Below are 21124 nucleotides of genomic sequence, written 5' to 3'. Positions count from 1 at the left end.
CTACACCACCGCGGTGGCGGGCTTGGTGGCGAGGCGGGCGTTGAGTCTGGGCATGACCTCGTGGGCCAGCAGCCGCAACGACTCCTTCCACGGGCCCGGGTTATCGCTGTAGTCGAACCCGAGGATCAGCAGGTGGCCGAACCCGCCGACCTGGTCGTAGGTGGCCTCGAGCTTGTCGACCACGGTCTGCACCGAGCCGACCACGAAGGTGTTCTCGGCGAGATACTCCGGTGTCACCTCGTCGTCGGGCACCGACGGATTGTGTTTGTAGAACTTGGTCATGCCGAACATCCGAAACGTCGGCAGCACATACTCACGCATGGCGCGTCCCATCGTGCCGTCCACGGCATACCGGAACGCCTGCTCATCGGTCTCGGCCACCAGCACCTCCCGCACCAGCCGCCAATCGCGGCGATCCGGGGTTCGCCCGCTGCGCAGCGCGCCTTCCTCCACCGCGTCCCAGTGGGTGGCGACGTATTCGGTGTTGAGGTCCAGACTCATGGGGATGTAACCCCGTTCGCCGGCGAGCTTGAGGGTCTCCGAGCCGGCGCTGAACCCGGTGACGCCGATGGGCGGGTGGGGCTTCTGGTACGGCTTGATGTGGCGCCTCATCAGACCCTCGAACATCGGCGCGATTCCGTTGGCGTTCCAGTACTTTCCGCGATGCTCCCAGGGCTCGTCCTCGGTCCAGATGCGCAGCATGATCTCCAGCGCTTCCCGGGTCATTTCGCGATGCTCGCCGTTCTTGCCGTCCACGTCATACAGCGCCCAGTCACCCGGGATGCCGCTGGCGCCCACGCCGAGCATGAACCGACCCTGGGCGAGGTGGTCGAAATAGGCCACCCGGTGGGCCAACTCGACCGGATGATGGTAGGGCAACAAGTGCGCACCCGGGGCGAGCTTGATCTGTTGGGTGCGCAGCAGCGCCTGCGCCAACAGCAGATCGGGGGCGCAGATCGGCTCCCACGGCACGGTGAAGTGTTCGCCGACCCAGGCCTCCACGTAGCCGAGTTGATCGGCCAGCTCGATGACGTCCAGATCCCACCGGGTGGCGTCGTAGAGGGTGCGCTCCGGTGGATGGGCCGGCATGAGGAATATTCCGATCTCCATCGTCAACCCTTCCTGGTTGTACCGGTCGGATGCCCGGCGCGCTGCGGTGGCGCCCTTTGCGTATATCACAGTACTACCAAGATACTTCGTTGTACACAAGTGCTTCTTTGCATGGGAATTTGTCTATATCGATCACTCTCATGTGCGTATTGGCTATGGACATGTTGGCTAAGGGACGGGTAACCTCGCACAGGTCAGCCGTTCACGTCCAGTAAGGAGCGGACATGTTCGTCGGCAGGGTCGGTCCGGTCGATCGCCGGTCGGACGGGGAACGCTCCCGACGGCCCCGGGAGTTCGAATACATCCGCTACGAAACCATCGACGATGGGCGCATCGCCGCGATCACCCTGGACCGCCCGAAACAACGCAACGCCCAGACCCGCGGCATGCTGGTCGAGCTGGGCGCCGCCTTCGAACTTGCCGAGGCGGACGACACCGTCCGGGTGGTGATCCTGCGGGCCGCCGGCCCCGCCTTCTCCGCCGGTCACGACCTCGGATCCGCTGACGATATCCGGGAACGCTCGCCCGGGCCGGACCAGCACCCCAGCTACCGGTGCAACGGGGCGACCTTCGGCGGGGTCGAGTCACGCAACCGCCAGGAGTGGCACTACTACTTCGAAAACACCAAGCGGTGGCGCAACCTGCGCAAGATCACCATCGCCCAGGTGCACGGGGCCGTGCTGTCGGCGGGGTTGATGCTGGCCTGGTGCTGCGATCTGATCGTCGCCAGCGAGGACACCGTGTTCGCCGATGTGGTCGGCACCCGGCTGGGCATGTGCGGGGTCGAGTACTTCGGACATCCGTGGGAGTTCGGGCCGCGCAAGACCAAGGAACTGCTGCTCACCGGCGACTGCATAGGCGCCGACGAGGCCCACGCGCTGGGGATGGTCAGCAAGGTGTTTCCCGCTGACGAACTCGCGACCAGCACAATCGAATTCGCGCGTCGGATCGCGAAGGTGCCGACGATGGCGGCACTGCTGATCAAGGAATCGGTGAACCAAACCGTCGATGCCATGGGGTTTTCCGCCGCGCTGGACGGTTGCTTCAAGATCCACCAGCTCAATCACGCGCACTGGGGCGAAGTCACCGGCGGCAAGCTGTCCTACGGAACGGTCGAGTACGGCCTGGAGGACTGGCGCGCCGCACCGCAGATCCGGCCCGCGATCAAGCAGCGGCCCTGAGGCCGGGGCGCGCAGTGGACGTCAGCTACCCACCCGAAGCGGAAGCGTTCCGCGACCGGATCCGGGAGTTTGTGGCCGAGCACCTGCCGCCCGGGTGGCCCGGACCCGGGGCGCTGCCGCCCCACGAGCGGGAAGAGTTCGCCCGGCACTGGCGGCGGGCCCTGGCCGGCGCTGGCCTGGTCGCGGTGTCCTGGCCGACGGAATACGGGGGTGGTGGCCTGTCCCCGATGGAACAAGTGGTGCTCGCCGAGGAATTCGCCCGCGCCGGCGCGCCCGAACGCGCGGAAAACGACCTGCTCGGAATCGACCTGCTGGGCAACACCCTGATCGCCCTGGGTTCCGAGGCGCAGAAGCGGCATTTCCTGCCGCGCATCCTCAGCGGCGAGCATCGGTGGTGCCAGGGCTTCTCCGAGCCGGAGGCCGGCTCCGACCTGGCCTCGGTGCGCACCAGGGGGGTGCTCGACGGTGACGAATGGGTGATCAACGGCCACAAAATCTGGACGTCGGCCGGCACCACCGCAAACTGGATCTTCCTGCTGGCGCGGACCGATCCCAGCGCTGCGAAACACCGGGGCCTGTCGTTTCTGCTGGTGCCCATGGACCAGCCCGGCGTCGTGGTCCGGCCGATCGTCAACGCGGCCGGGCACTCCTCGTTCAGCGAGGTCTTCCTGACCGATGCCCGCACCAGCGCCGGCAATGTCGTCGGCCGGGTCGGCGACGGCTGGTCGACCGCCATGACGCTGCTCGGCTTCGAACGCGGATCGCACATCGCCACCGCCGCCATCGATTTTGAGCGGGACCTGCAGCGGCTGTGCGAGCTGGCCCGTGACCGCGGATTACACACTGATCCACGGGTACGAGACGGCTTGGCGTGGTGCTATGCCCGGGTTCAGATCATGCGGTATCGGGGCTACCGTGACCTCACCCTGGCCCTGACCGGACGGCCGCCCGGCGCGGAAGCCGCGATCACGAAGGTCATCTGGAGCGAATATTTCCGCCGGTACACCGATCTCGCCGTCGAAATCCTGGGGCTCGAGGCGCTGGGCCCGCGGGGGCCCGGCAACGGCGGTGCGCGGCTGGTCCCGGAGGCGGGTACGCCAAACTCCCCGGCCTGCTGGATGGATGAGCTGCTCTACGCACGGGCCGCGACGATCTATGCCGGCAGCTCGCAGATCCAGCGCAACGTGATCGGCGAGCGGCTGCTCGGCCTCCCCAAGGAGCCGCGGCCCGAAGTGCTCTGCTGACGTGGACTTCCGATACAGCACCGAACAAGACGATTTCCGCGCCTCGCTGCGCGGCTTCCTTGGCCGGGGCGCGCCCGTGCGGGAGATGGCTGCCGCGGACGGATCCGACCGCAGGCTGTGGCAACGGCTTTGCACCGAGCTCGAATTACCCGCGCTGCACGTCCCGCCGGAGCACGGCGGATTGGGTGCCACCTTAGTCGAGACCGCGATCGCGTTTGCCGAACTCGGCCGGGCGCTCACCCCAATTCCCTTTGCGGCCACGGTGTTTGCGATCGAAGCGATTCTGCGCATGGGCGACGACGAGCAGCGCAAGCGCCTGCTCGCCGGTCTGCTTACCGGCGCGCGGATCGGAACGATCGCCGTCAGTGGCCACGACGTCGCGTCGGCTACCACCGTTCGGGCCGTTCGGCGCGACGGTCGGCCCGCACTCACCGGCGAGTGCACCCCGGTGCTGCACGGTCACGTCGCAGACCTGTTCGTGGTGCCCGCGGTGGCCGACGGGTCGATCGTTCTGCACGTCGTGGCCGCCGACGCCCCCGGGGTGACCGTCACACCGTTGCCCTCGTTTGACATCACCCGTCCGGTCGCCACGCTCCGGCTGGCGGGGTCCCCCGCCGAGCCGCTGACCGCCGGGACGCCCGACGATATGGAGCGGGTGCTCGACGTGGCCCGGGTGCTGTTGGCCGCCGAGATGCTGGGCGGCGCCGAGGCCTGCCTCGACCTGGCGGTGCAATACGCCGGGCGGCGAACGCAATTCGATCGACCGATCGGTTCCTTCCAGGCGGTCAAGCACGCCTGCGCCGACATGATGATCGAGATCGACGCCACCCGGGCGACGGTGATGTTCGCCGCGATGAGCGCGGCCAACGGTGACGAACTCCAGACGGTCGCGCCGCTGGCGAAGGCGCAGACCGCGGAAACCTTTGTGTTATGCGCCGGCTCCGCTCTTCAGATCCACGGTGCCATCGCCTTCACGTGGGAGCACGACCTGCACCTGTATTACCGCCGGGCCAAGACCACCGAGGCGCTTTTCGGGAGCAGCGCTCGAAATCGTGCGCTGCTCGCCGAACGCGCGGGGCTTGTGAAAGCCTAGGCGCCCAGCGCGGCCAGCGCCGCTTCGTAGTTGGGTTCTTGCGCGATTTCCGGCACCAATTCCGTGTAGGCGACGTTGCCGTCCGCGCCGATCACCACGATTGCGCGGGCGAGCAGCCCGGCCATCGGCCCGTCGGCGATGGTCACGCCGTAATCCTCGCCGAAGCTGTCCCGGAATGCCGACGCGGGCATGACGTTTTCGGTGCCCTCGGCGCCGCAGAAGCGCTTCTGGGCGAACGGCAGATCCTTCGAGACACACAGCACGGTAGCGCCACTTGCCGCCGCACGCTCGTCGAAGGTTCGCACACTCGTCGCGCACACCGGTGTGTCCACGGATGGAAAGATGTTCAGCAACACGGACTTACCCCGGAACTGGTCGCTGCTGATCACCCCCAGATCGCCCCCGGTCAGGGTGAAGGCCGGGGCCGGGGATCCGACAGCAGGTAGCTCACCGACGGTATTGATCGCGTTTCCTCGCAGGGTTATCTGTGCCATGGGCACAGTCTGCCAAGACCGGTGCACGGTCTTTCGGGCAGGGCTGCGCCGCCGGCGTGTCCTAATCTGTGCGGTGTGTGGCGTGGACGCCAGGCCAGCGCCTGGCCAACACTGGCATTCATGGCGCGAAGAGTGGTTATCGTGGGATTCCCCGGCGACCCCGTCGACACCGTGATCCTGCCCGGTGGCGCCGGAGTCGATGCCGCACGGTCCGAACCGGCCCTCATCGACTGGGTCAAAGCCGTCTCCGGCACCGCCCGCCGCGTCGTCACCGTGTGCACGGGCGCGTTTCTTGCGGCCGAAGCGGGGTTGTTGGGACGGACACCGAGCGACGACGCACTGGGCCTTTGCCGAACATTTCGCCCGCGAATTTCCGGCCGTTCGGGTCGATGCCGACCCGATCTTCATGCGCAGTTCGCAGAAGGTGTGGACCGCGGCTGGAGTCACCGCCGGCATCGACCTCGCGCTGGCACTGGTCGAAGACGACCACGGCACCGAGATTGCCCAGACGGTTGCCCGCTGGCTCGTCCTGTATCTGCGCCGACCCGGTGGGCAGACCCAGTTCGCGGCTCCGGTGTGGATGCCACGCGCCAAACGGACCTCGATCCGCCGGGTGCAGGAGGCCATCGAGGCCGAGCCGGGGGCGCGCACCGCATCGGCGAACTGGCTCAACGTGCGGCCATGAGCCCGCGTCATTTCACTCGGGTGTTCAGCGACGAGGTCGGCGAGGCGCCCGGCCGGTACGTCGAACGCATCCGCACCGAGGCTGCGCGCCGCCAGTTGGAGGAGACCCACGACACCGTGGTGGCAATTGCCGCCCGATGCGGCTTCGGGACCGCGGAAACCATGCGCCGCAGCTTCATTCGCCGCGTCGGGATATCACCCGACCAATACCGCAAAGCCTTCGCCTGACACTAGGGAGAACACCGATGACGCAAATCGCATTCGTGGCCTACCCCGGCGTTACCGCGCTGGACGTGGTCGGCCCGTACGAGGTGCTGCGAAACCTGCCGCACGCCCAGGTGCGGTTCGTGTGGCTCCGGGGCCGGCGCGCGACCTCGCATTGGCTGACGCTTCCCGCGCTCAAGGCATTCGGCGCTATCCCGGTCGCCGACGAGCGGATTGTGCACCAGGACAACATTGTCACGAGCGCGGGCGTGTCCGCCGGGCTCGATCTCGCCCTCTGGCTGGCCGGACAGCTGGGCGGGGAGGCCCGGGCCAAGGCGATTCAGCTGGCGATCGAGTACGACCCGCAGCCGCCGTTCGACTCCGGTCACATGTCGAAGGCGTCGCCGACCACCAAAGCCGCCGCGACCGCGCTGCTGTCCAAGGACAGCGCCAAACCGGCCAATCTGACGGCCGCAACGCTGCTCGCCTGGGAGCGGGCGCTGGCTGCTGTGCAGTCGCGACGGCGCAAGCGGCAGCCCGTTGGCGCGCAGGCACGTCGCCCGTAGACTCCCGCGGCGTGGCTGATGTCCCGTTGGACGCGCAAGAACGCTTGGAGCTCTGTGATCTCCTTGAGGAGCTCGGTCCTGCGGTTGCTACACTGATCGAGGGCTGGACTGCTCACGACCTGGCCGCTCACATCGTGCTGCGTGAACGCGATCTCGTTGCTGGCCTTTGCATCGTTCTACCGGGTCCCTTCCAGCGGTTTGCCGAACGCCGTAGAGCGAGATTGGCTCAGAGTAAAGACTTCACGTGGCTCGTCGCTCGGATTCGGTCCGGTCCACCGATGGGGTTCTTCCGCATCGGATGGGTTCGTACCTTGGCGAACCTCAACGAATTCTTTGTCCATCACGAGGACGTTCGCCGCGCCAGCGGACGAGGGCCCCGAAGCCTCACGCCCGAAATGGATGCTGCCCTATGGCGAAATGTTCGGCGCGGCAGCCACTTCCTGAGTCGGCGGCTGCACGGTTGCGGGCTTGAGATCGAGTGGGTTGGAACCGGTAAGCGGGTGAGGGTCCGGTCAGGCGAGCCGACGGCTCGCCTGACCGGACCGCCCGGCGAGTTGCTGCTGTACGTCTTTGGACGCCGAGCCGTAGCGCGGGTCGAAGTGAGCGGACCACTGGAAGCCATTGCGGCAGTTCATCGAACGCATTTCGGCATGTGATTCCATCAGGTATCGGCCCTGCGTCGCGCGAAAGGGGATCACGAATGAGCGTGTTGGACCTGTTCGACTTGCACGGCAAGAGGGCGCTGATAACCGGGGCATCCACCGGCATCGGCAAGAGAGTTGCCCTGGCATACGTCGAAGCCGGGGCTCAAGTGGCGATCGCCGCACGGCATTTGGATGCCTTAGAGAAGTTGGCGGATGAGATTGGCACATCAGGTGGCAAGGTCGTGCCCGTCTGCTGCGATGTGAGCCAGCACCAGCAGGTGACCAGCATGTTGGATCAGGTGACCGCGGAGCTGGGTGGGATCGACATCGCGGTCTGCAACGCCGGCATCATCACGGTCACTCCGATGCTGGACATGCCGCTGGAAGAGTTCCAGCGCCTCCAAAACACCAATGTGACAGGCGTCTTCCTTACCGCGCAGGCCGCTGCCAAGGCGATGGTCAAACAAGGCCAAGGCGGGGTCATCATCAACACTGCTTCCATGTCAGGCCACATCATCAACGTCCCGCAGCAGGTTTCCCACTACTGCGCCTCCAAGGCGGCGGTCATTCATCTAACCAAAGCCATGGCCGTGGAGTTGGCGCCGCATAAAATCCGGGTGAACAGTGTCAGTCCGGGCTATATCCTGACCGAGCTCGTCGAACCGTACACGGAATACCAGCCGCTATGGGAGCCCAAGATTCCGTTGGGCCGGTTGGGCCGGCCCGAAGAACTCGCTGGCCTCTACCTGTATCTGGCTAGCGAGGCTTCCAGCTATATGACCGGTTCCGACATCGTGATTGATGGTGGATACACCTGCCCCTAAACGTCACTGAACGACACACGGACGGCCGAATCGGGCATGCACACCCGGTGAAAACAGGGCGCGCAACCGATCGCCAGTGGGTTGCACGCCACTTGCGTCGATCAACTCGTCGTTCAACTCGGCGATCTCCGCGGCCCGCAACGGCCACGGCTTATGCTCGTTCGGCACCCACCAAGTCCGGCCAGCCTTGCGGGTATGCGCACCCCACCGTGCGGTAAGCCAGACTTCCAGCGGCGTCGGCTCAACCAGGTCACCGATGGTGATCGTCAATAGGCTGCGCAGTCCGCGCCGTGGCCAGCGGCGGACACTGTGATACGTAATGTGCTTACCAGAGCGCATCATCCGCATCCTCGACCAGGCGTACGGGATGCCGAGTCCTATCCGCGTGAGCGGTACGACAGTCAGTCGAGCTGTTTCCAGCGACCGGAAAAGCACCCCGTGCCGGCCGGCGTTATCAATGGAGTACAACCGGACATTGGTCTCCGGGAAGGTGCCGACATACGGGATCGGCAGTGCGGTGCCGAGTTTGGTGCTGCTCATGCGAAACGGGACCAGACCCACGTAAGTCATCCCATCGGCGAAGACATCGGGGCGAGTCCCGGGCGGGTAGCTGCCTGCCACGCTCTCCGGCAGCACCGGCCAGTGGATGAAGGTCAGGTCAGTCCAGCGCTGGTCGAAGATCACCGGGCGGGGCAGCGCCGGCGGCGTCACCGGGTAACCCGCGAGCGCGCGGCTCTCACCGGGTTCGGCGCCCGACGGGCCGGGTATGGCGGTCACCACACCATCCTGACATGCGGTTTGGCTCCCTTGCGCTGGTCGCCTACGACTCGGCCATCAAGCATTCATGGCCACGCCCGTCGTCGGTGCGCCGGCTACGGATGTGAACGGCATCGTCTGCCCCACGGTTCCTATCGAATCTGGAGTTAGCAGCGGGTCATTTGCGGCTTAAGGTAATGACGTCGGCGAGGTTCGAACCAGGTAATCGCCCCAACAAGTAGTGGAGGTAGGGACCAATGAAGCTCACCACAATGATCAAGACGGCAGTAGCGGTCGTGGCCATGGCGGCCATCGCGACCTTTGCGGCACCGGTCGCGTTGGCTGCCTATCCCATCACCGGAAAACTTGGCAGTGAGCTAACGATGACCGACACCGTTGGCCAAGTCGTGCTCGGCTGGAAGGTCAGTGATCTCAAATCCAGCACGGCAGTCATCCCCGGCTATCCGGTGGCCGGCCAGGTCTGGGAGGCCACTGCCACGGTCAATGCGATTCGCGGCAGCGTCACGCCCGCGGTCTCGCAGTTCAATGCCCGCACCGCCGACGGCATCAACTACCGGGTGCTGTGGCAAGCCGCGGGCCCCGACACCATTAGCGGAGCCACTATCCCCCAAGGCGAACAATCGACCGGCAAAATCTACTTCGATGTCACCGGCCCATCGCCAACCATCGTCGCGATGAACAACGGCATGGAGGATCTGCTGATTTGGGAGCCGTAGATCGTAGCTAATGCACGCCCAGGCGACCGCTGAGGTATTGGGCGCGGCAGGCCTGGCGAGCCAGCTTCCCGCTGGTGGTGCGTGGAATGGCGCCGGCCGGCAGGAAACTCAGGTCCGCAACGGATAACCCGTGGCGGTTGCAAACCGCTGCGCGAATCGCGTCGAGCGCCGGCCGCGGGTCGCTGCGACTGGTGCCTGCCGCACGTTCGGCGATGATCACCAGTCGCTGATTGCGGTCGTCCCCGTCGCTGGCCGGCACCGTGAAAGCGGTTATGTATCCGCGCCGCACCATCGGCGAGGCCTCGGCGGCCGTGGCCTCGATGTCCTGCGGATAGTGGTTGCGGCCGTCGATGGTCAGCAGATCCGCGATTCGACCGGTGATGTAGAGCTCACCGTCGAGGTACACGCCGAGGTCTCCGGTGCGCAGCCAGGTGTCGTCGATCGCGGACCCGTCGGCGTGGCTGCCTTCGGCGAGCGGTGATTGCAAGCGGGCACCGAACGTCATCCGCGTTTCTTCCGGCCGTCCCCAATACCCCCGAGCAACGTTGTCGCCTTGTAACCAAACCTCACCGATCTCACCGTCGGGCAGTTCGGCGCCCGCCTCGGGGCCGGTATCCGGGTCGACGATCACGGCCCACAGGCTGCGGGCCACATGGCCACACGACACGTGCACGACGGCGTTGGGCGCATCCGGCGCGACGCGCGTCGCGTGTCCGGCGCCCAACTGCTCTGGGTCAAGATAAACAACCGTCGGCTCAGCGGCATGGTCGATGGTCGCGACGAGCAGGGTCGCCTCGGCTATGCCGTACGAGGGTTTGAACGCTGTACGCGGTAAACCATAGGGCGCGAACGCTTTGTTGAACGTGGTCACCGCATCGATGCTGACTGGTTCGGAACCGATGATCAGCACGACATTGCTGAGGTCGACGTCGTCGCCTTGCGCGGGTAGTCCACGCTGTGCGGCCCACTCGTAGGCGAAGTTTGGCGCAGCGGTGACCACGCGTCCGGTCCGCGACCCCTCGGACAACGCCTGGATCCATCGCAGTGGCCTGCGGACAAACGCCGTGGGCGACATCAGGGTGGAGTGTCCGCCATAGACCGCCGGAAAGCCGATCATGGATAGGCCCATGTCGTGGTACAGCGGTAACCAACTGACGCCGTGGGTGTTTCGGTTGAGCAGGTCGATCGACAGGATCATTTGCACCAGGTTGGTGCCGACCGCGCGGTGGGTGATCTCGACACCGACCGGGGGTCGCGTCGAGCCCGAGGTGTACTGCAGGTGGGATACGGCGTCGATGTCCAGCTCGACCGGGACGAACAGCTCCCCCTCGCGGTCGGGTATTTGATCGATGACGAGGACTGTCGGCTTTCGCAGGCGCGGAACGTTGTTCAGAAAACCTTCAACGGCGTTTTTCGCCGCCGCCGTCGTGAGTATGACCGCTGGCTCCGAATCGCGAAGTGCCGTATCAAGACGCTCGGCGTGACCCGGCAGTTCGGGTGCGAACAACGGCACCGCGACGGTGCCTGCCTTGATTGCAGCGTAGAACCCGCAAACATAGTCGATGCCCTGTGGTGCGAGGATCGCAACGCGGTCGCCGGGGCCTGCGAACCGTTGCACGTGTGCACCTATGGCCGCTAATCGCATACCGAATTGCGTCCAGGTCACTTCCAGGGCGCATCCGGCGGCCGAACGGGCGTGGTCCAGGTAGCGATACGCCACGAGGTCGCCGACATACTTGATGTTGCGCTCGATGAGCGAGATCAGCGTGGTGCCTGCCGGCAATGCGATGCCGCCGTCAGCATCCAGGCAGTCCTCGATTTGTAGTAGGCCGCTACGAACCCTGAGTTCCTGCCGGGAGCCGTCATTCATAACCGCAGTCTATGCACCCACGCTTATCGTGCGTATGAGGCGCGGCCCCGCATTGGTCGGACCCGAGTGCGCAACCGGGCTCCACTAGAGTCCGAACCAAACCACCCCCGACACAGCCGTCCGCTAGGCGTCGAGGCAGGCACACTAGGAGCAGTCATGGACCCGGCCGACGTCATCAACCCGACTTCCACCCGCGACGCCGCGCTCGCCCGAGTGCTCGCATACCGACAGCGGGTACGGGCCAGGCCGCTACTGATTCGCGCGACACTCGCTGTGGTCGGTGGCGGGCTATTCGTCGTATCCCTGCCGATGATCGTGCTGCTCCCCGAACTCGGCATCCCGGCCCTGCTGGTCGCGTTTCGACTGCTCGCGGTCGAGGCGCAGTGGGCTGTGCGCGCCTACGCCTGGACCGACTGGCGATTCACCCAGCTGCGAGAGTGGTTCCATCGCCAGGTACTGGTTACCCGCGCGGCTATCCTGGTTGGTCTGTTCTTGGCGGCCGTCGCTCTCGTCTGGCTACTCGTTTACGAGTTCTAGCCCGTCGGGCTCGCGCTCGCGGCATAACGGGAGCAGTTATGCACCCGAGGCCGCCTGCTCATGACGCGGTTCGCTATAGGGCGCACCGAAATGCGGCACTTCCAGGGGGTCATCGCGACGTGCTGCCACGACGGCGCTGTTCAGCAGCGCAGCCAGCCCTGCGAACGAGCCAATATCGAACAACAGTAGCGTCAGCAAGCGGTTATGCACATATCCGAATGCGCTGCCGGTCTCCGGGTCGGCCCATCCGATCGTGCCACCGAGCCCGATGTGGCCGTACCCCTCCAGCAGCCCAGGCACCGGAGACGATTGGTAACCCTGGTGGTAGGTAAAAGGAAGACCGAGATTAAGGTCCGGCCATAGCTCGGACTTCCCCGTCAATCCACGTACCGCCTGCGACGACAGCAGTCGGGTGCCGTCGATCACACCGTCATTGGCCAACGCCCCATACGTCTTGGCCAGGGCGCGCGCGGTCACAACGCCGTTGACCGCCGGAACCTCACCGTCGAGGAACGGCATATCGTCTTGCAGCAACGACAGGATGCCCGGGAAGTAGACGGCGCCGAGCAGCCCGGAGAACGACAGCCCCGCAACCTTTGGTGCGATGAAATCGAGCAGTGGGGTGGGGACCTTGGCTTGGGGCAGAAGTGTCTGTGCCGCCTTGGTAGGCGAGTCGGCCGGTGGCCGGCCGAGATGAATACCATCGGTGTTCAGCGGGCGAGCGAGTTCTTCGCGGAACAGTTCACGCATGCCTTTGCCGGTCACTGCACGAGCCAAGCCGGACAGCAGCCATCCGTAAGTCACCGCATGGTAAGCCAACTTCCCGTGCTGGCGGTCTAGCGGCGCAGCCGCCAACTTCTGCTCCATCAGGAGGTGGTCCATGACCTCGTCCTTGTCCACCCCCTTGAGGTGCGCCAGTCCGGACCGATGTCGCAACACATCGCTGACGGTGACCTCAGACTTGCCGTTAGCTCCGAACTCGGGCCAGTACTCCGCGACCGGCGCGTCGTAGGACAAAAGGCCGCGATCGACCAAACGGTGAATCACCGTTGCGGCCAACCCTTTGGTCGCGGAGAACACCATTGCCCCGGTATCGGCCGTCCAGGGTACTTTGCCCTGCCGATCGGACCACCCCGTCCAGACATCGACGACCTGGCGACCGTCGATATAAACCGACAGTGCCCCACCCCCGAACTTGCGGCCGGGGTACAGCCCAGCAAAGGCACGGATGACTCCGGTGAAACGGGAGTCGCAGGCACCTTGCACGCCGAAGGGTAGGCCATTGTCAGTTGTGAGGAGTGACGGTGGTTGCGCCATACCGTGAATGATTGCAGCCTGGGTACCGGCGGCCAACCGCGGTAGCCCCGCTACATCCAAAGGCGCCCCAGCGCATCGGCCATGGCCACCGGGTCCGGCTTGTCGGTGTTGCAGCTGATGGCCACCGAAGTCCGTCGGTCACTGCTGATGTGGAATGCCGTGACGAATCCGGCCCAGGCGCCCGCGTGGTCGAGTGTTCCGTCGGCGCGCGACACGATTCCGGCGCCGTAGCGGTCGCCGCCACCGGGTTCGGTTTCCACCGCACCGGCAAGTTGTGCTTCGAGCAGTTTCAGGCCGCCGACGCTTCCTGTCCGGTAGTTGTCCGCCCACCGGGCCAGTTGGCTAGGCGTGGTCTGGATGCCACCGTCGCCGATCTGCTCCCAGGCCGGATTGCCCACCCGGTACTCGGACCGGTTTCCACCAGTGCCCTTCTCATATGACACGGCTTTGTTGGGAACCTTCCCGACCGGATCCACCACCATGGCCAGACCAAGCGGTTGAAAGATCTCGGCGCTGAGGAACTCAGGCAGCGGTTGTCCCGATGCGCGGTGGACAATCTCGCCGAGCAGCAAGTAGTTGGAGTTGGAGTAATCGAACCTGGTGCCAGGCTTGAATTGCAGCTCGGGGGCGGCCGCTAACGCCTGCCGGGCTTCGGCCTCGATGGTGCGGTCGCTGACCTGATACCCCCTGGCTGCCAGCAATGCGACGTAATCAGGGATGCCGCTGGTTTGATGCATGAGCTGCTCGACGGTGACGGTTTGGGCCCAGTCGGGTAGCTCGGGTACGTATTGGGATATCGGGTCGTCGAGTGTTAGCTTTCCGGCTTCGACGAGCAGCAGGATCGCGGTGGCGGTGAACTGCTTGGACACCGACGCGATGTCGAACACGGTGTCCGTGGTGATCTTGGCGCCGGATGCCAGATCCGCAATGCCGCGAACGCCTGACCAGATAACTTTCCCCTCGACTCCTACCGCGGCCGAACAACCTGGCTCGTCGGCATTGATGGCGCCGTCCAGTACGTCCTGACTGCTGGCCTTGATGTGGGGCGTGTATGTGGTGCTCGCCGCTGTGCGTGTCGTGTGCTGGCCGGTGCAGCCGCCGAGCAGCAATGTGGCGGCGAGCAGTCCCAGCATGCGTCGGATCGAGGCCGTTACAGTCGAATCCATCTGTTCAACAGTATCTTTCGCGCTAGTCCGGGCCGCAAATCCGTGCGCACGAGATTACGCTGCTCACGCGGATCGCCCGGGAGCGCGGGCCGGCGTCGGCAGCATCGCGGTGACTGTCGAATCGCGCACGGGTTGCCGTCGAGAAACAAACCCATAATGTTTCGTCGGCATCGAATTTGCTCAGCGTTCAGTTCAGCAGGCAACCATTCAGTTCCCATCCCCCTTCCATCCGGCGCATGCTGGCACGACCAAGGGCTGACGAAGGGCTTACATGGTGCGACTCATACCGTCGCTGTTGGCAATGGCAACCGTGCTCGGTGGCGTCATCGGCTGCTCGGCCCACCAACCCCCGACCCCAGCGTCCGGCTGTCGTCAGCTCGACGCGTTTCTGAAGTGGCACCACGGAGTTCGTGAATTCCTGCAGTCGGCGATCGATGCCAACAGCAGGTGCACCGGCACCGCGGACGGTTCTGCGCGCAAGGTCGCCATCTTTGACTGGGACAACACCGTCGTCAAGAACGACATCGGCTACGCCACGAACTACTACATGCTGCAGCACAGCCTGGTGCTGCAGCCAGCCAACCAGGATTGGCATGCCGCCAGCCGATACCTGACCGACGCGGCGGCGAACGCGCTGAGCGTGGCATGCGGCAAGGTTGTACCTGCCGGCAAGCCGCTGCCGACCGGCAGCAATGCGTTGTGCGCGAACGAGATCCTTTCCCTTCTCGACGGCGAAACCACCACGGGACAGCCGGCTTTCGTGGGTAACAACGTGCGCCGGTTGGCGGGTCCGTACGCGTGGAGCAACGCACTGTCGGCGGGCTACACCGCTGAGGAGCTCGCCGGATTCGCAGACCAGGCCAAGAAACAGAACCTTGCCGCCGATGTCGGCGCCACCCAGCAGGTCGGAACACAGCAGGTCGATGGTTACATCCGCGTCTATCCACAAATGAAAGACCTCATCGGTACTCTGCAGGCACACGGTATCGACACCTGGGTGGTGTCAGCGTCACCCGAACCGATCGTCAAGGTGTGGGCGGGCGAGGTAGGTCTAGACGATCAGCATGTCGTCGGAGTCCGCAGCGTCGCCGACCAGTCCGGGAAACTCACCGCTCACCTCGTCGGTTGCGGAGGCGTCCGCGACGGCGACGATTCAGTCATGACCTACCTTGATGGCAAACGGTGTTGGGCCAATCAGGTCATCTTCGGGGTGACTGGCCCGCAAGCCTTCAATCAGCTCGCGGCGGATCGTCGTCAAGTCCTCGCCGCCGGCGACTCGAACAGCGACGCCACCTTCGTCGGCGACGCCACCGTGGTGTCACTCGTGATCAACCGCAACCAGGACGACCTCATGTGCCGGGCCTACGACGGCCTGTTCACCAGGGGCGGTAAGTGGGCGATCAACCCGATGTTTATCGACCCGCTGCCCCAGCACGCTCCTTACGTATGCGGGGAGGCATTCATCAACCCCGACGGATCGAAACAACCGGTATTGCGCAACGACGGCACCCCAATCCCCGATCAAGTCGACTCGGTCTTCTGACTTCTGAATCAGGCCCCGGGAACGCCTCAGGGGCGCCTTAGGCGTCCGAGCGCAAGAGCCGTCCGACCAGGGATCGATTTGGATCGGCTGCGCGCTCGGCCAGCATCAGCTCGATGCCGTGTTCGATAGCGGCGGCGGCACGCTCGCGCACCCTGCGTGCGGCGTTATCGTCGGCTTGCTGCCCCATAAACTCTGTGGTGTCGATTGGCTCGCCGAACCAGTAATACTGCCGTTCGGGGCGCGGTACCGGTGTCAGTCCGACACCACGGACCAGCGCCGGACCGTCTTTGGTGCCGAGCAGCTTCTCGGCGAGGAACTGGACCGGTGCCAGCAGTGGGGATTCGTTGTCGAGCACGATGTCGATGCCGTGTTCAGCACCCACCGAAGCGAACGGCACAATCGGATAGCCGTGCTGAATTGCCAAGCGCGCGAACCCCAGCCGATTTTTCCACACCAGCTTGTAGCGCTCGTTCTTGCGCTTGTTGACCTCACGGGCGCCGCCGGGAAAGACCATGACGAGCTCGCCGCGTCGCATCAACTCCGAGGTGATCTCTCTGGTGCCTTCGACGACCCCTGTTCGTGTCAGCGCGTCGCGCCACCCCGGAATCTTGAAATGGGCGTGGTCGCCAAGGGACCGGACGATTCTCCCCCGCTCCCAGAGCTCGGCGGCCAGCAATGGCGCGTCGACCAAGCCAAGCGTGTTGTGGTTGCCAACCAGCAATGCGCGTTCGGTCGGCACATTTTCGATCCCATAGACCTTTGGTTTAATCACCTTGCGCAGCGGCGTCATGATGCGCAGCACTGCGGCGACCTCAGCCTGGGTGGGCGCACGGGGCACTGAGACGGTATCTGCGCGGGACACCTCGTGATTATGCGCCTGCTGCGGCCAGCGCGGGAACACCTTGGCTGGTCCACTACGGCCGGCACGGACGGCTGCGCGGTAGGGTACGCGGCAGCACCATATCGGGCCGCTTCAGTTGTCGTTTCGGGAGTCGCGCATGTCGGGTCGGAAATTTTCGTTCGAGGTCACCAAGACCAGCAGCGCGCCGGCTGCAACCTTGTTTCGGCTCGTGACAGACGGTGGCAACTGGGCGACCTGGGCCAAGCCCATCGTTGCTCAATCGAGTTGGGCGCGACGCGGTGATCCCGCGCCCGGCGGCATCGGGGCCATCCGCAAACTAGGCATGTGGCCGGTGTTCGTGCAGGAAGAGACCGTCGAGTATGAGCAGGACCGTCGCCACGTCTACAAGCTGGTTGGCGCGAGGACACCCGTCCAGGACTACTTCGGCGAGGTGGTCCTTACACCAAATGCGTCGGGCGGTACCGATCTCCGCTGGAGTGGCTCGTTTACCGAAAAGGTTCGTGGGACGGGGCCGGTGATGCGGGCGGCGCTGGGTGGCGCGGTCAGGTTCTTCGCGGGTCAACTGGTGAAGGCGGCCGAGCGGGAGGCGGTGCGCCGGTGATTTCGCTGTAGGGGCAGCGTCGGATTGGTGCCCGCGTGGTGGGCCAGGGCTAAAGCCCGAATGTTTGGCAGGAATAAGCACGCGATCGGAATTCATCCGGGTTGCACATAGGGTGGATTATGGCAGTGATTCAAACTAATAATCGTTCCTATTGAGCACAGTTTTCCGGGGTAATTATTTCACCCAATCACCTTGGTAATAAATGCATTTATATCAGTGCGCCTACGTCGGTGGTTTACATCAGACGGGCACGGATCGTGATTACGCATAGCGTGTAAAAGAACTTTGCATCCGTGCCCGATATGTCTATAACAAATAGATAACGGTTTCATTTGCTCGGATACACAATTCAAGATCTCCGCGTACTCTCATGCGCTACGAACGAGTCAGCGACGACGGGCGTGTGACCTTTCATCAGCACCAGGCTCACCCCGGAAGGTGGGGAGCGATGCATTACTCAGTGTTGCCGCCGGAGATCAACTCGGCCTTGATCTTCGCCGGGGCGGGCTCCGGACCGATGCTGGCGGCGGCGTCGGCCTGGGACGGGCTGGCAACCGAATTAGCCTCGGCTGCTGTCTCTTTCGGCTCGGTGACAGCCGGGCTGGTCGGCGGGTCGTGGCAGGGTCGGTCATCGGTGGCGATGGCAGCGGCGGCAGCCCCGTATGCGGGGTGGCTGGCCGCGGCGGCGACCCAGGCCGAGCAGGCGGCCACCCAGGCCCAGGTGATGGTGGCCGAGTTCGAGGCTGTGCGGCTGGCGATGGTACAACCGGCGCTGGTGGCCGCCAACCGTTCCGGCCTCATATCGCTGGTGATATCGAACCTTTTTGGTCAAAACGCTCCCGCGATCGCGGCCGCCGAAGCCGCATACGAGGAGATGTGGGCTCTGGATGTATCGGCGATGGCGGCCTACCATTCCGGGGCGTCGGCGGTCGCTGTGGCGCTACCGGCATTCGCCCTCCCGCTGCGGCTTCCGGCGGGTCTGGCGGCCGGGCCCGCGGCCGTGGTGACCGCGCTCACCACGGCCGTGGGCATGCCGACTTTTGCCGGCCGGGCGATCGCCGCTAGCCTCGGCTTGGCCAACGTCGGTGGTGGCAACCTCGGCAATGCCAACAATGGGCTCGGCAACATCGGCAACGCCAACCTTGGCAACAACAATCTGGGGTCCGGCAACTTCGGTAGCTTCAATATCGGCTCGGCCAACCTAGGTGGCAACAACATCGGCATAGGAAACGCGGGCGCCAACAACTTCGGACTTGCAAACCTGGGCAATTTGAACACGGGATTCGCCAATGCAGGCATCGGCAACTTCGGAATTGCGAACACCGGCAACAACAATATCGGCAACGGCCTGACTGGAAACAACCAAATCGGCATTGGCGGACTCAATTCCGGCAACGGTAACGTCGGATTATTCAACGCGGGTAGCGCCAATATCGGTTTCTTCAACTCCGGCAATGGCAACTTTGGCATCGGGAACTCCGGTAACTTCAGCACTGGCCTGTTCAACCCCGGACACGGCAACACCGGATTCCTGAATGCGGGCTCTTTCAATACGGGCATGTTCGACGTTGGGAACGCGAACACCGGCAGCTTCAACGTCGGCCACTACAACTTCGGTGCCTTCAACCCGGGCCCGTCGAACACGGGTACCTTCAACACGGGCGGCGCCAACACCGGCTGGTTCAACACAGGAAGCATCAACACCGGCGCCTTCAACATAGGCGACATGAATAACGGCTTGTTCAACACGGGCGACATGAACAATGGTGTCTTTTACCGTGGTGTGGGCCAAGGCAGCCTGCAGTTCGCCATCACCAGCCCTGATTTGACGCTTCCGTCTCTGGAAATACCCGGAATCTCGGTTCCCGCGTTCAGCCTGCCCGCGATAACCTTGCCGTCGTTGACGATTCCGGCGGTGACGACGCCGGCCAACGTTACCGTGGGTGCGTTTGATTTGCCGGGGTTGACGGTGCCGTCGTTGACGATTCCAGCGGCGATGACGCCAGCTAACATCACGGTGGGTGCGTTTGATTTGCCGGGGTTGACGGTGCCGTCGTTGACGATTCCAGCTACAACGACACCAGCCAACATCACGGTAGGTGCGTTTAACTTGCCTCAGTTGAGTATTCCGTCGGTGACGGTTCCGCCGATCACGATTCCGGCTGGCACAGCGCTAGGTGCGTTCAATCTGCCGACGCTGAGTATTCCGTCGGTGACGGTTCCGCCGATCACGATTCCGGCTGGCACCACTGTCGGCGGATTTACGCTACCCACGATACACACCCCGTTAATAAGTACACCCCAAATAAGTATAGGCGGCTTTAGCACTCCCGGCATAGCCACGCAAGCAAATTCTGGTGTCATCAATCTTCCCACCTTTAGCCTTAACGGCATTACGATAACTAATTTGGTGGTGTTCATTCCGAACAACATCACTGCCTTGCAAACCAATATGCCCGGGGTATTCCCGCAGATTGGCGGCTTCGCTAATACACCTCCTGCCTTTATTAATACTGGGACCATTACCGTGGGTGGAGGTCAAATCAACGGCGTCGGCTTCTCGATCGGCGCAATCAACGTCACCCCCTTCACCCTCCCCAACGTCGTCATCCAACCGTGGTCCCTCGGGGGGATCTCGGTCGACGGGTTCACCCTGCCAGAGATCAGCACCCAAGAATTCACCACTCCGGCGTTGACGATCAGTCCGATTGGTGTCGGTGCATTGAGCCTGCCGGATATCACTACTCAACAGTTCACGACCCCGGAGTTGACCATCGACCCGATCACGCTGGGTGGGTTTACGCTGCCGCAGCTCAGCATCCCGGCGATTACCACCCCGGCGTTCACGATCGATCCGATAGCGCTGGGTGGTTTCACGCTTCCTCAGATCATGACGCCCGAGATAACGACTCCACCGTTCGCCATCGACCCGATCGGACTTAGCGGTTTCACCCTCCCCCAGGTCAATATCCCGGAGATCACCACGCCAGAGTTCACCATCCAGCCGGTGGGCTTGGCGGCCTTCACCACACCCGCACTCACCATCGCCAGCATCCACCTGCCGAGCACCACCATGGACGGATTCGCAATCCCAGCGGGGCCGGGATACTTCAACTCGAGCGCAACGCCCTCGTCGGGCTTTTTCAACGCCGGAATCGGTGGGAACTCGGGCTTCGGCAACAGCGGCTCGGGACTGTCGGGTTGGTTCAACACAAGTCCTGTTGGGCTGCTAGCCGGCTCGGGCTACCAGAACTACGGTGGTCTTATCTCCGGCTTCTCCAACCTTGGCAGCGGCATATCGGGCTTCGCCAACACCGGCACCCTGCCGTTTGCCGTGACCAGCTTGGTCTCCGGTTTGGCCAACATCGGCAACAACCTGTCGGGCCTGTTCTTCCAGAGCACCACGCCATAATCCGTGCGGACCCCGCCCCGCGGAGAGGATCACCAGCCGTAATCGCCACGATCAGATCAACGACGCCTGCGACGACCTCCACAACGATGAAATCATCGGGGAATTAATCGATTTCGGCCTTGGCTGAGGCTCGTTCGTTGGGTTTGGCGTCGATTCCTAGAGCGGCTAAAAAGCGCCCGCCGTAAATCAGTTTGACGAGATCTATGAATCATGGCCCTATTCGGGTGATATGCATACGGCCGCGAAGATCGCCGAGTAGCGTCGAGCGACACGGCGCTC

The 21124-nt window shown here is 64.0% G+C and carries 19 protein-coding genes; 12 read left to right on the top strand and 7 right to left on the bottom strand.

What is annotated here, in order from left to right:
* Complete coding sequence (locus FF952_RS10220; RefSeq protein ID WP_003904740.1) at window positions 1-1110, bottom strand: LLM class flavin-dependent oxidoreductase; 1110 nt, start codon at window positions 1108-1110, stop codon at window positions 1-3.
* Between the two features lie 224 nt (window positions 1111-1334).
* On the opposite strand from FF952_RS10220, the gene FF952_RS10215 reads away from it, so the two are divergent.
* The 3 genes from FF952_RS10215 to FF952_RS10205 are packed head-to-tail and all read left to right on the top strand — an operon-like array spanning window position 1335 to window position 4628.
* Window positions 1335-2291, top strand: a complete 957-nt coding sequence (locus FF952_RS10215) for an enoyl-CoA hydratase (protein ID WP_003409707.1) — start codon at window positions 1335-1337, stop codon at window positions 2289-2291.
* A 14-nt stretch (window positions 2292-2305) separates the two neighbouring features.
* Complete coding sequence (locus FF952_RS10210; protein WP_003900438.1) at window positions 2306-3535, top strand: acyl-CoA dehydrogenase; 1230 nt, start codon at window positions 2306-2308, stop codon at window positions 3533-3535.
* Window position 3536: 1 nt separating this feature from the next.
* Entirely contained in the window at window positions 3537-4628 is a 1092-nt protein-coding gene (locus FF952_RS10205; protein WP_003900437.1) for an acyl-CoA dehydrogenase family protein, read from the top strand.
* On the opposite strand, the gene tpx is transcribed toward FF952_RS10205, so the two are convergent.
* Window positions 4625-5122 carry a thiol peroxidase gene (gene tpx, locus FF952_RS10200; protein ID WP_003409700.1) on the bottom strand — a complete coding sequence of 166 codons (498 nt, stop codon included), beginning with the start codon at window positions 5120-5122 and terminating at the stop codon, window positions 4625-4627. The two genes, FF952_RS10205 and tpx, sit on opposite strands and share 4 nt — an antisense overlap.
* 132 nt (window positions 5123-5254) lie before the next feature.
* Between tpx and FF952_RS10195 the strand changes: the two genes are divergently transcribed.
* Genes FF952_RS10195 through FF952_RS10180 form a run of 4 tightly spaced genes read left to right on the top strand, consistent with a single transcriptional unit; the run spans window position 5255 to window position 8044 of the window.
* Entirely contained in the window at window positions 5255-6034 is a 780-nt protein-coding gene (locus tag FF952_RS10195; RefSeq protein WP_003899087.1) for an HTH-type transcriptional regulator, read from the top strand.
* A 17-nt stretch (window positions 6035-6051) separates the two neighbouring features.
* Entirely contained in the window at window positions 6052-6576 is a 525-nt protein-coding gene (locus FF952_RS10190; protein WP_003409694.1) for a type 1 glutamine amidotransferase family protein, read from the top strand.
* Window positions 6577-6587: 11 nt separating this feature from the next.
* The gene (locus FF952_RS10185; protein ID WP_003409689.1) at window positions 6588-7232 is read left to right on the top strand and encodes a TIGR03085 family metal-binding protein; all 645 of its coding nucleotides are present in this window, start codon (window positions 6588-6590) and stop codon (window positions 7230-7232) included.
* A 44-nt stretch (window positions 7233-7276) separates the two neighbouring features.
* Window positions 7277-8044, top strand: a complete 768-nt coding sequence (locus tag FF952_RS10180) for an SDR family oxidoreductase (RefSeq protein ID WP_003409686.1) — start codon at window positions 7277-7279, stop codon at window positions 8042-8044.
* A gap of 3 nt (window positions 8045-8047) precedes the next feature.
* Here FF952_RS10180 and FF952_RS10175 read toward each other — a convergent pair whose 3' ends face one another.
* Window positions 8048-8821 (bottom strand): YqjF family protein, encoded by a 774-nt coding sequence (locus tag FF952_RS10175; protein WP_003409685.1) that lies wholly within the window; start codon window positions 8819-8821, stop codon window positions 8048-8050.
* A gap of 236 nt (window positions 8822-9057) precedes the next feature.
* Here FF952_RS10175 and mpt63 point away from each other — a divergent pair, with 236 nt between their 5' ends.
* Window positions 9058-9537: an immunoprotective protein Mpt63 gene (gene mpt63, locus FF952_RS10170; RefSeq protein WP_003409684.1), complete on the top strand. Its 480-nt coding sequence runs from the start codon at window positions 9058-9060 to the stop codon at window positions 9535-9537.
* Window positions 9538-9544: 7 nt separating this feature from the next.
* Here mpt63 and fadD31 read toward each other — a convergent pair whose 3' ends face one another.
* Complete coding sequence (gene fadD31 / locus FF952_RS10165; RefSeq protein ID WP_003409680.1) at window positions 9545-11407, bottom strand: fatty-acid--AMP ligase FAAL31/FadD31; 1863 nt, start codon at window positions 11405-11407, stop codon at window positions 9545-9547.
* 156 nt (window positions 11408-11563) lie between these two features.
* Here fadD31 and FF952_RS10160 point away from each other — a divergent pair, with 156 nt between their 5' ends.
* Window positions 11564-11944 (top strand): hypothetical protein, encoded by a 381-nt coding sequence (locus FF952_RS10160; RefSeq protein ID WP_003900434.1) that lies wholly within the window; start codon window positions 11564-11566, stop codon window positions 11942-11944.
* 36 nt (window positions 11945-11980) lie between these two features.
* Here FF952_RS10160 and lipD read toward each other — a convergent pair whose 3' ends face one another.
* Complete coding sequence (gene lipD, locus FF952_RS10155; RefSeq protein WP_003911710.1) at window positions 11981-13261, bottom strand: lipase LipD; 1281 nt, start codon at window positions 13259-13261, stop codon at window positions 11981-11983.
* Between the two features lie 50 nt (window positions 13262-13311).
* A complete protein-coding gene (locus FF952_RS10150) occupies window positions 13312-14427 on the bottom strand; it encodes a serine hydrolase domain-containing protein (protein ID WP_003409667.1) in 1116 nt (371 codons plus the stop codon).
* A gap of 271 nt (window positions 14428-14698) precedes the next feature.
* Between FF952_RS10150 and FF952_RS10145 the strand changes: the two genes are divergently transcribed.
* A complete protein-coding gene (locus FF952_RS10145; protein WP_003409666.1) occupies window positions 14699-15970 on the top strand; it encodes a haloacid dehalogenase-like hydrolase in 1272 nt (423 codons plus the stop codon).
* Between the two features lie 37 nt (window positions 15971-16007).
* On the opposite strand, the gene FF952_RS10140 is transcribed toward FF952_RS10145, so the two are convergent.
* The gene (locus tag FF952_RS10140; RefSeq protein WP_003900432.1) at window positions 16008-16871 is read right to left on the bottom strand and encodes a lysophospholipid acyltransferase family protein; all 864 of its coding nucleotides are present in this window, start codon (window positions 16869-16871) and stop codon (window positions 16008-16010) included.
* A gap of 97 nt (window positions 16872-16968) precedes the next feature.
* Here FF952_RS10140 and FF952_RS10135 point away from each other — a divergent pair, with 97 nt between their 5' ends.
* Both FF952_RS10135 and FF952_RS10130 read left to right on the top strand, forming a co-directional pair.
* A complete protein-coding gene (locus FF952_RS10135) occupies window positions 16969-17433 on the top strand; it encodes an SRPBCC family protein (RefSeq protein WP_003899082.1) in 465 nt (154 codons plus the stop codon).
* Between the two features lie 448 nt (window positions 17434-17881).
* A complete protein-coding gene (locus FF952_RS10130; RefSeq protein ID WP_003904735.1) occupies window positions 17882-20845 on the top strand; it encodes a PPE family protein in 2964 nt (987 codons plus the stop codon).
* Window positions 20846-21124 lie beyond the last annotated feature (279 nt).

It is taken from the genome of Mycobacterium tuberculosis complex sp. N0072, assembly GCF_030323725.1.
Lineage (GTDB): Bacteria > Actinomycetota > Actinomycetes > Mycobacteriales > Mycobacteriaceae > Mycobacterium > Mycobacterium tuberculosis.
This window is presented reverse-complemented; position numbering and strand designations above follow the sequence as displayed.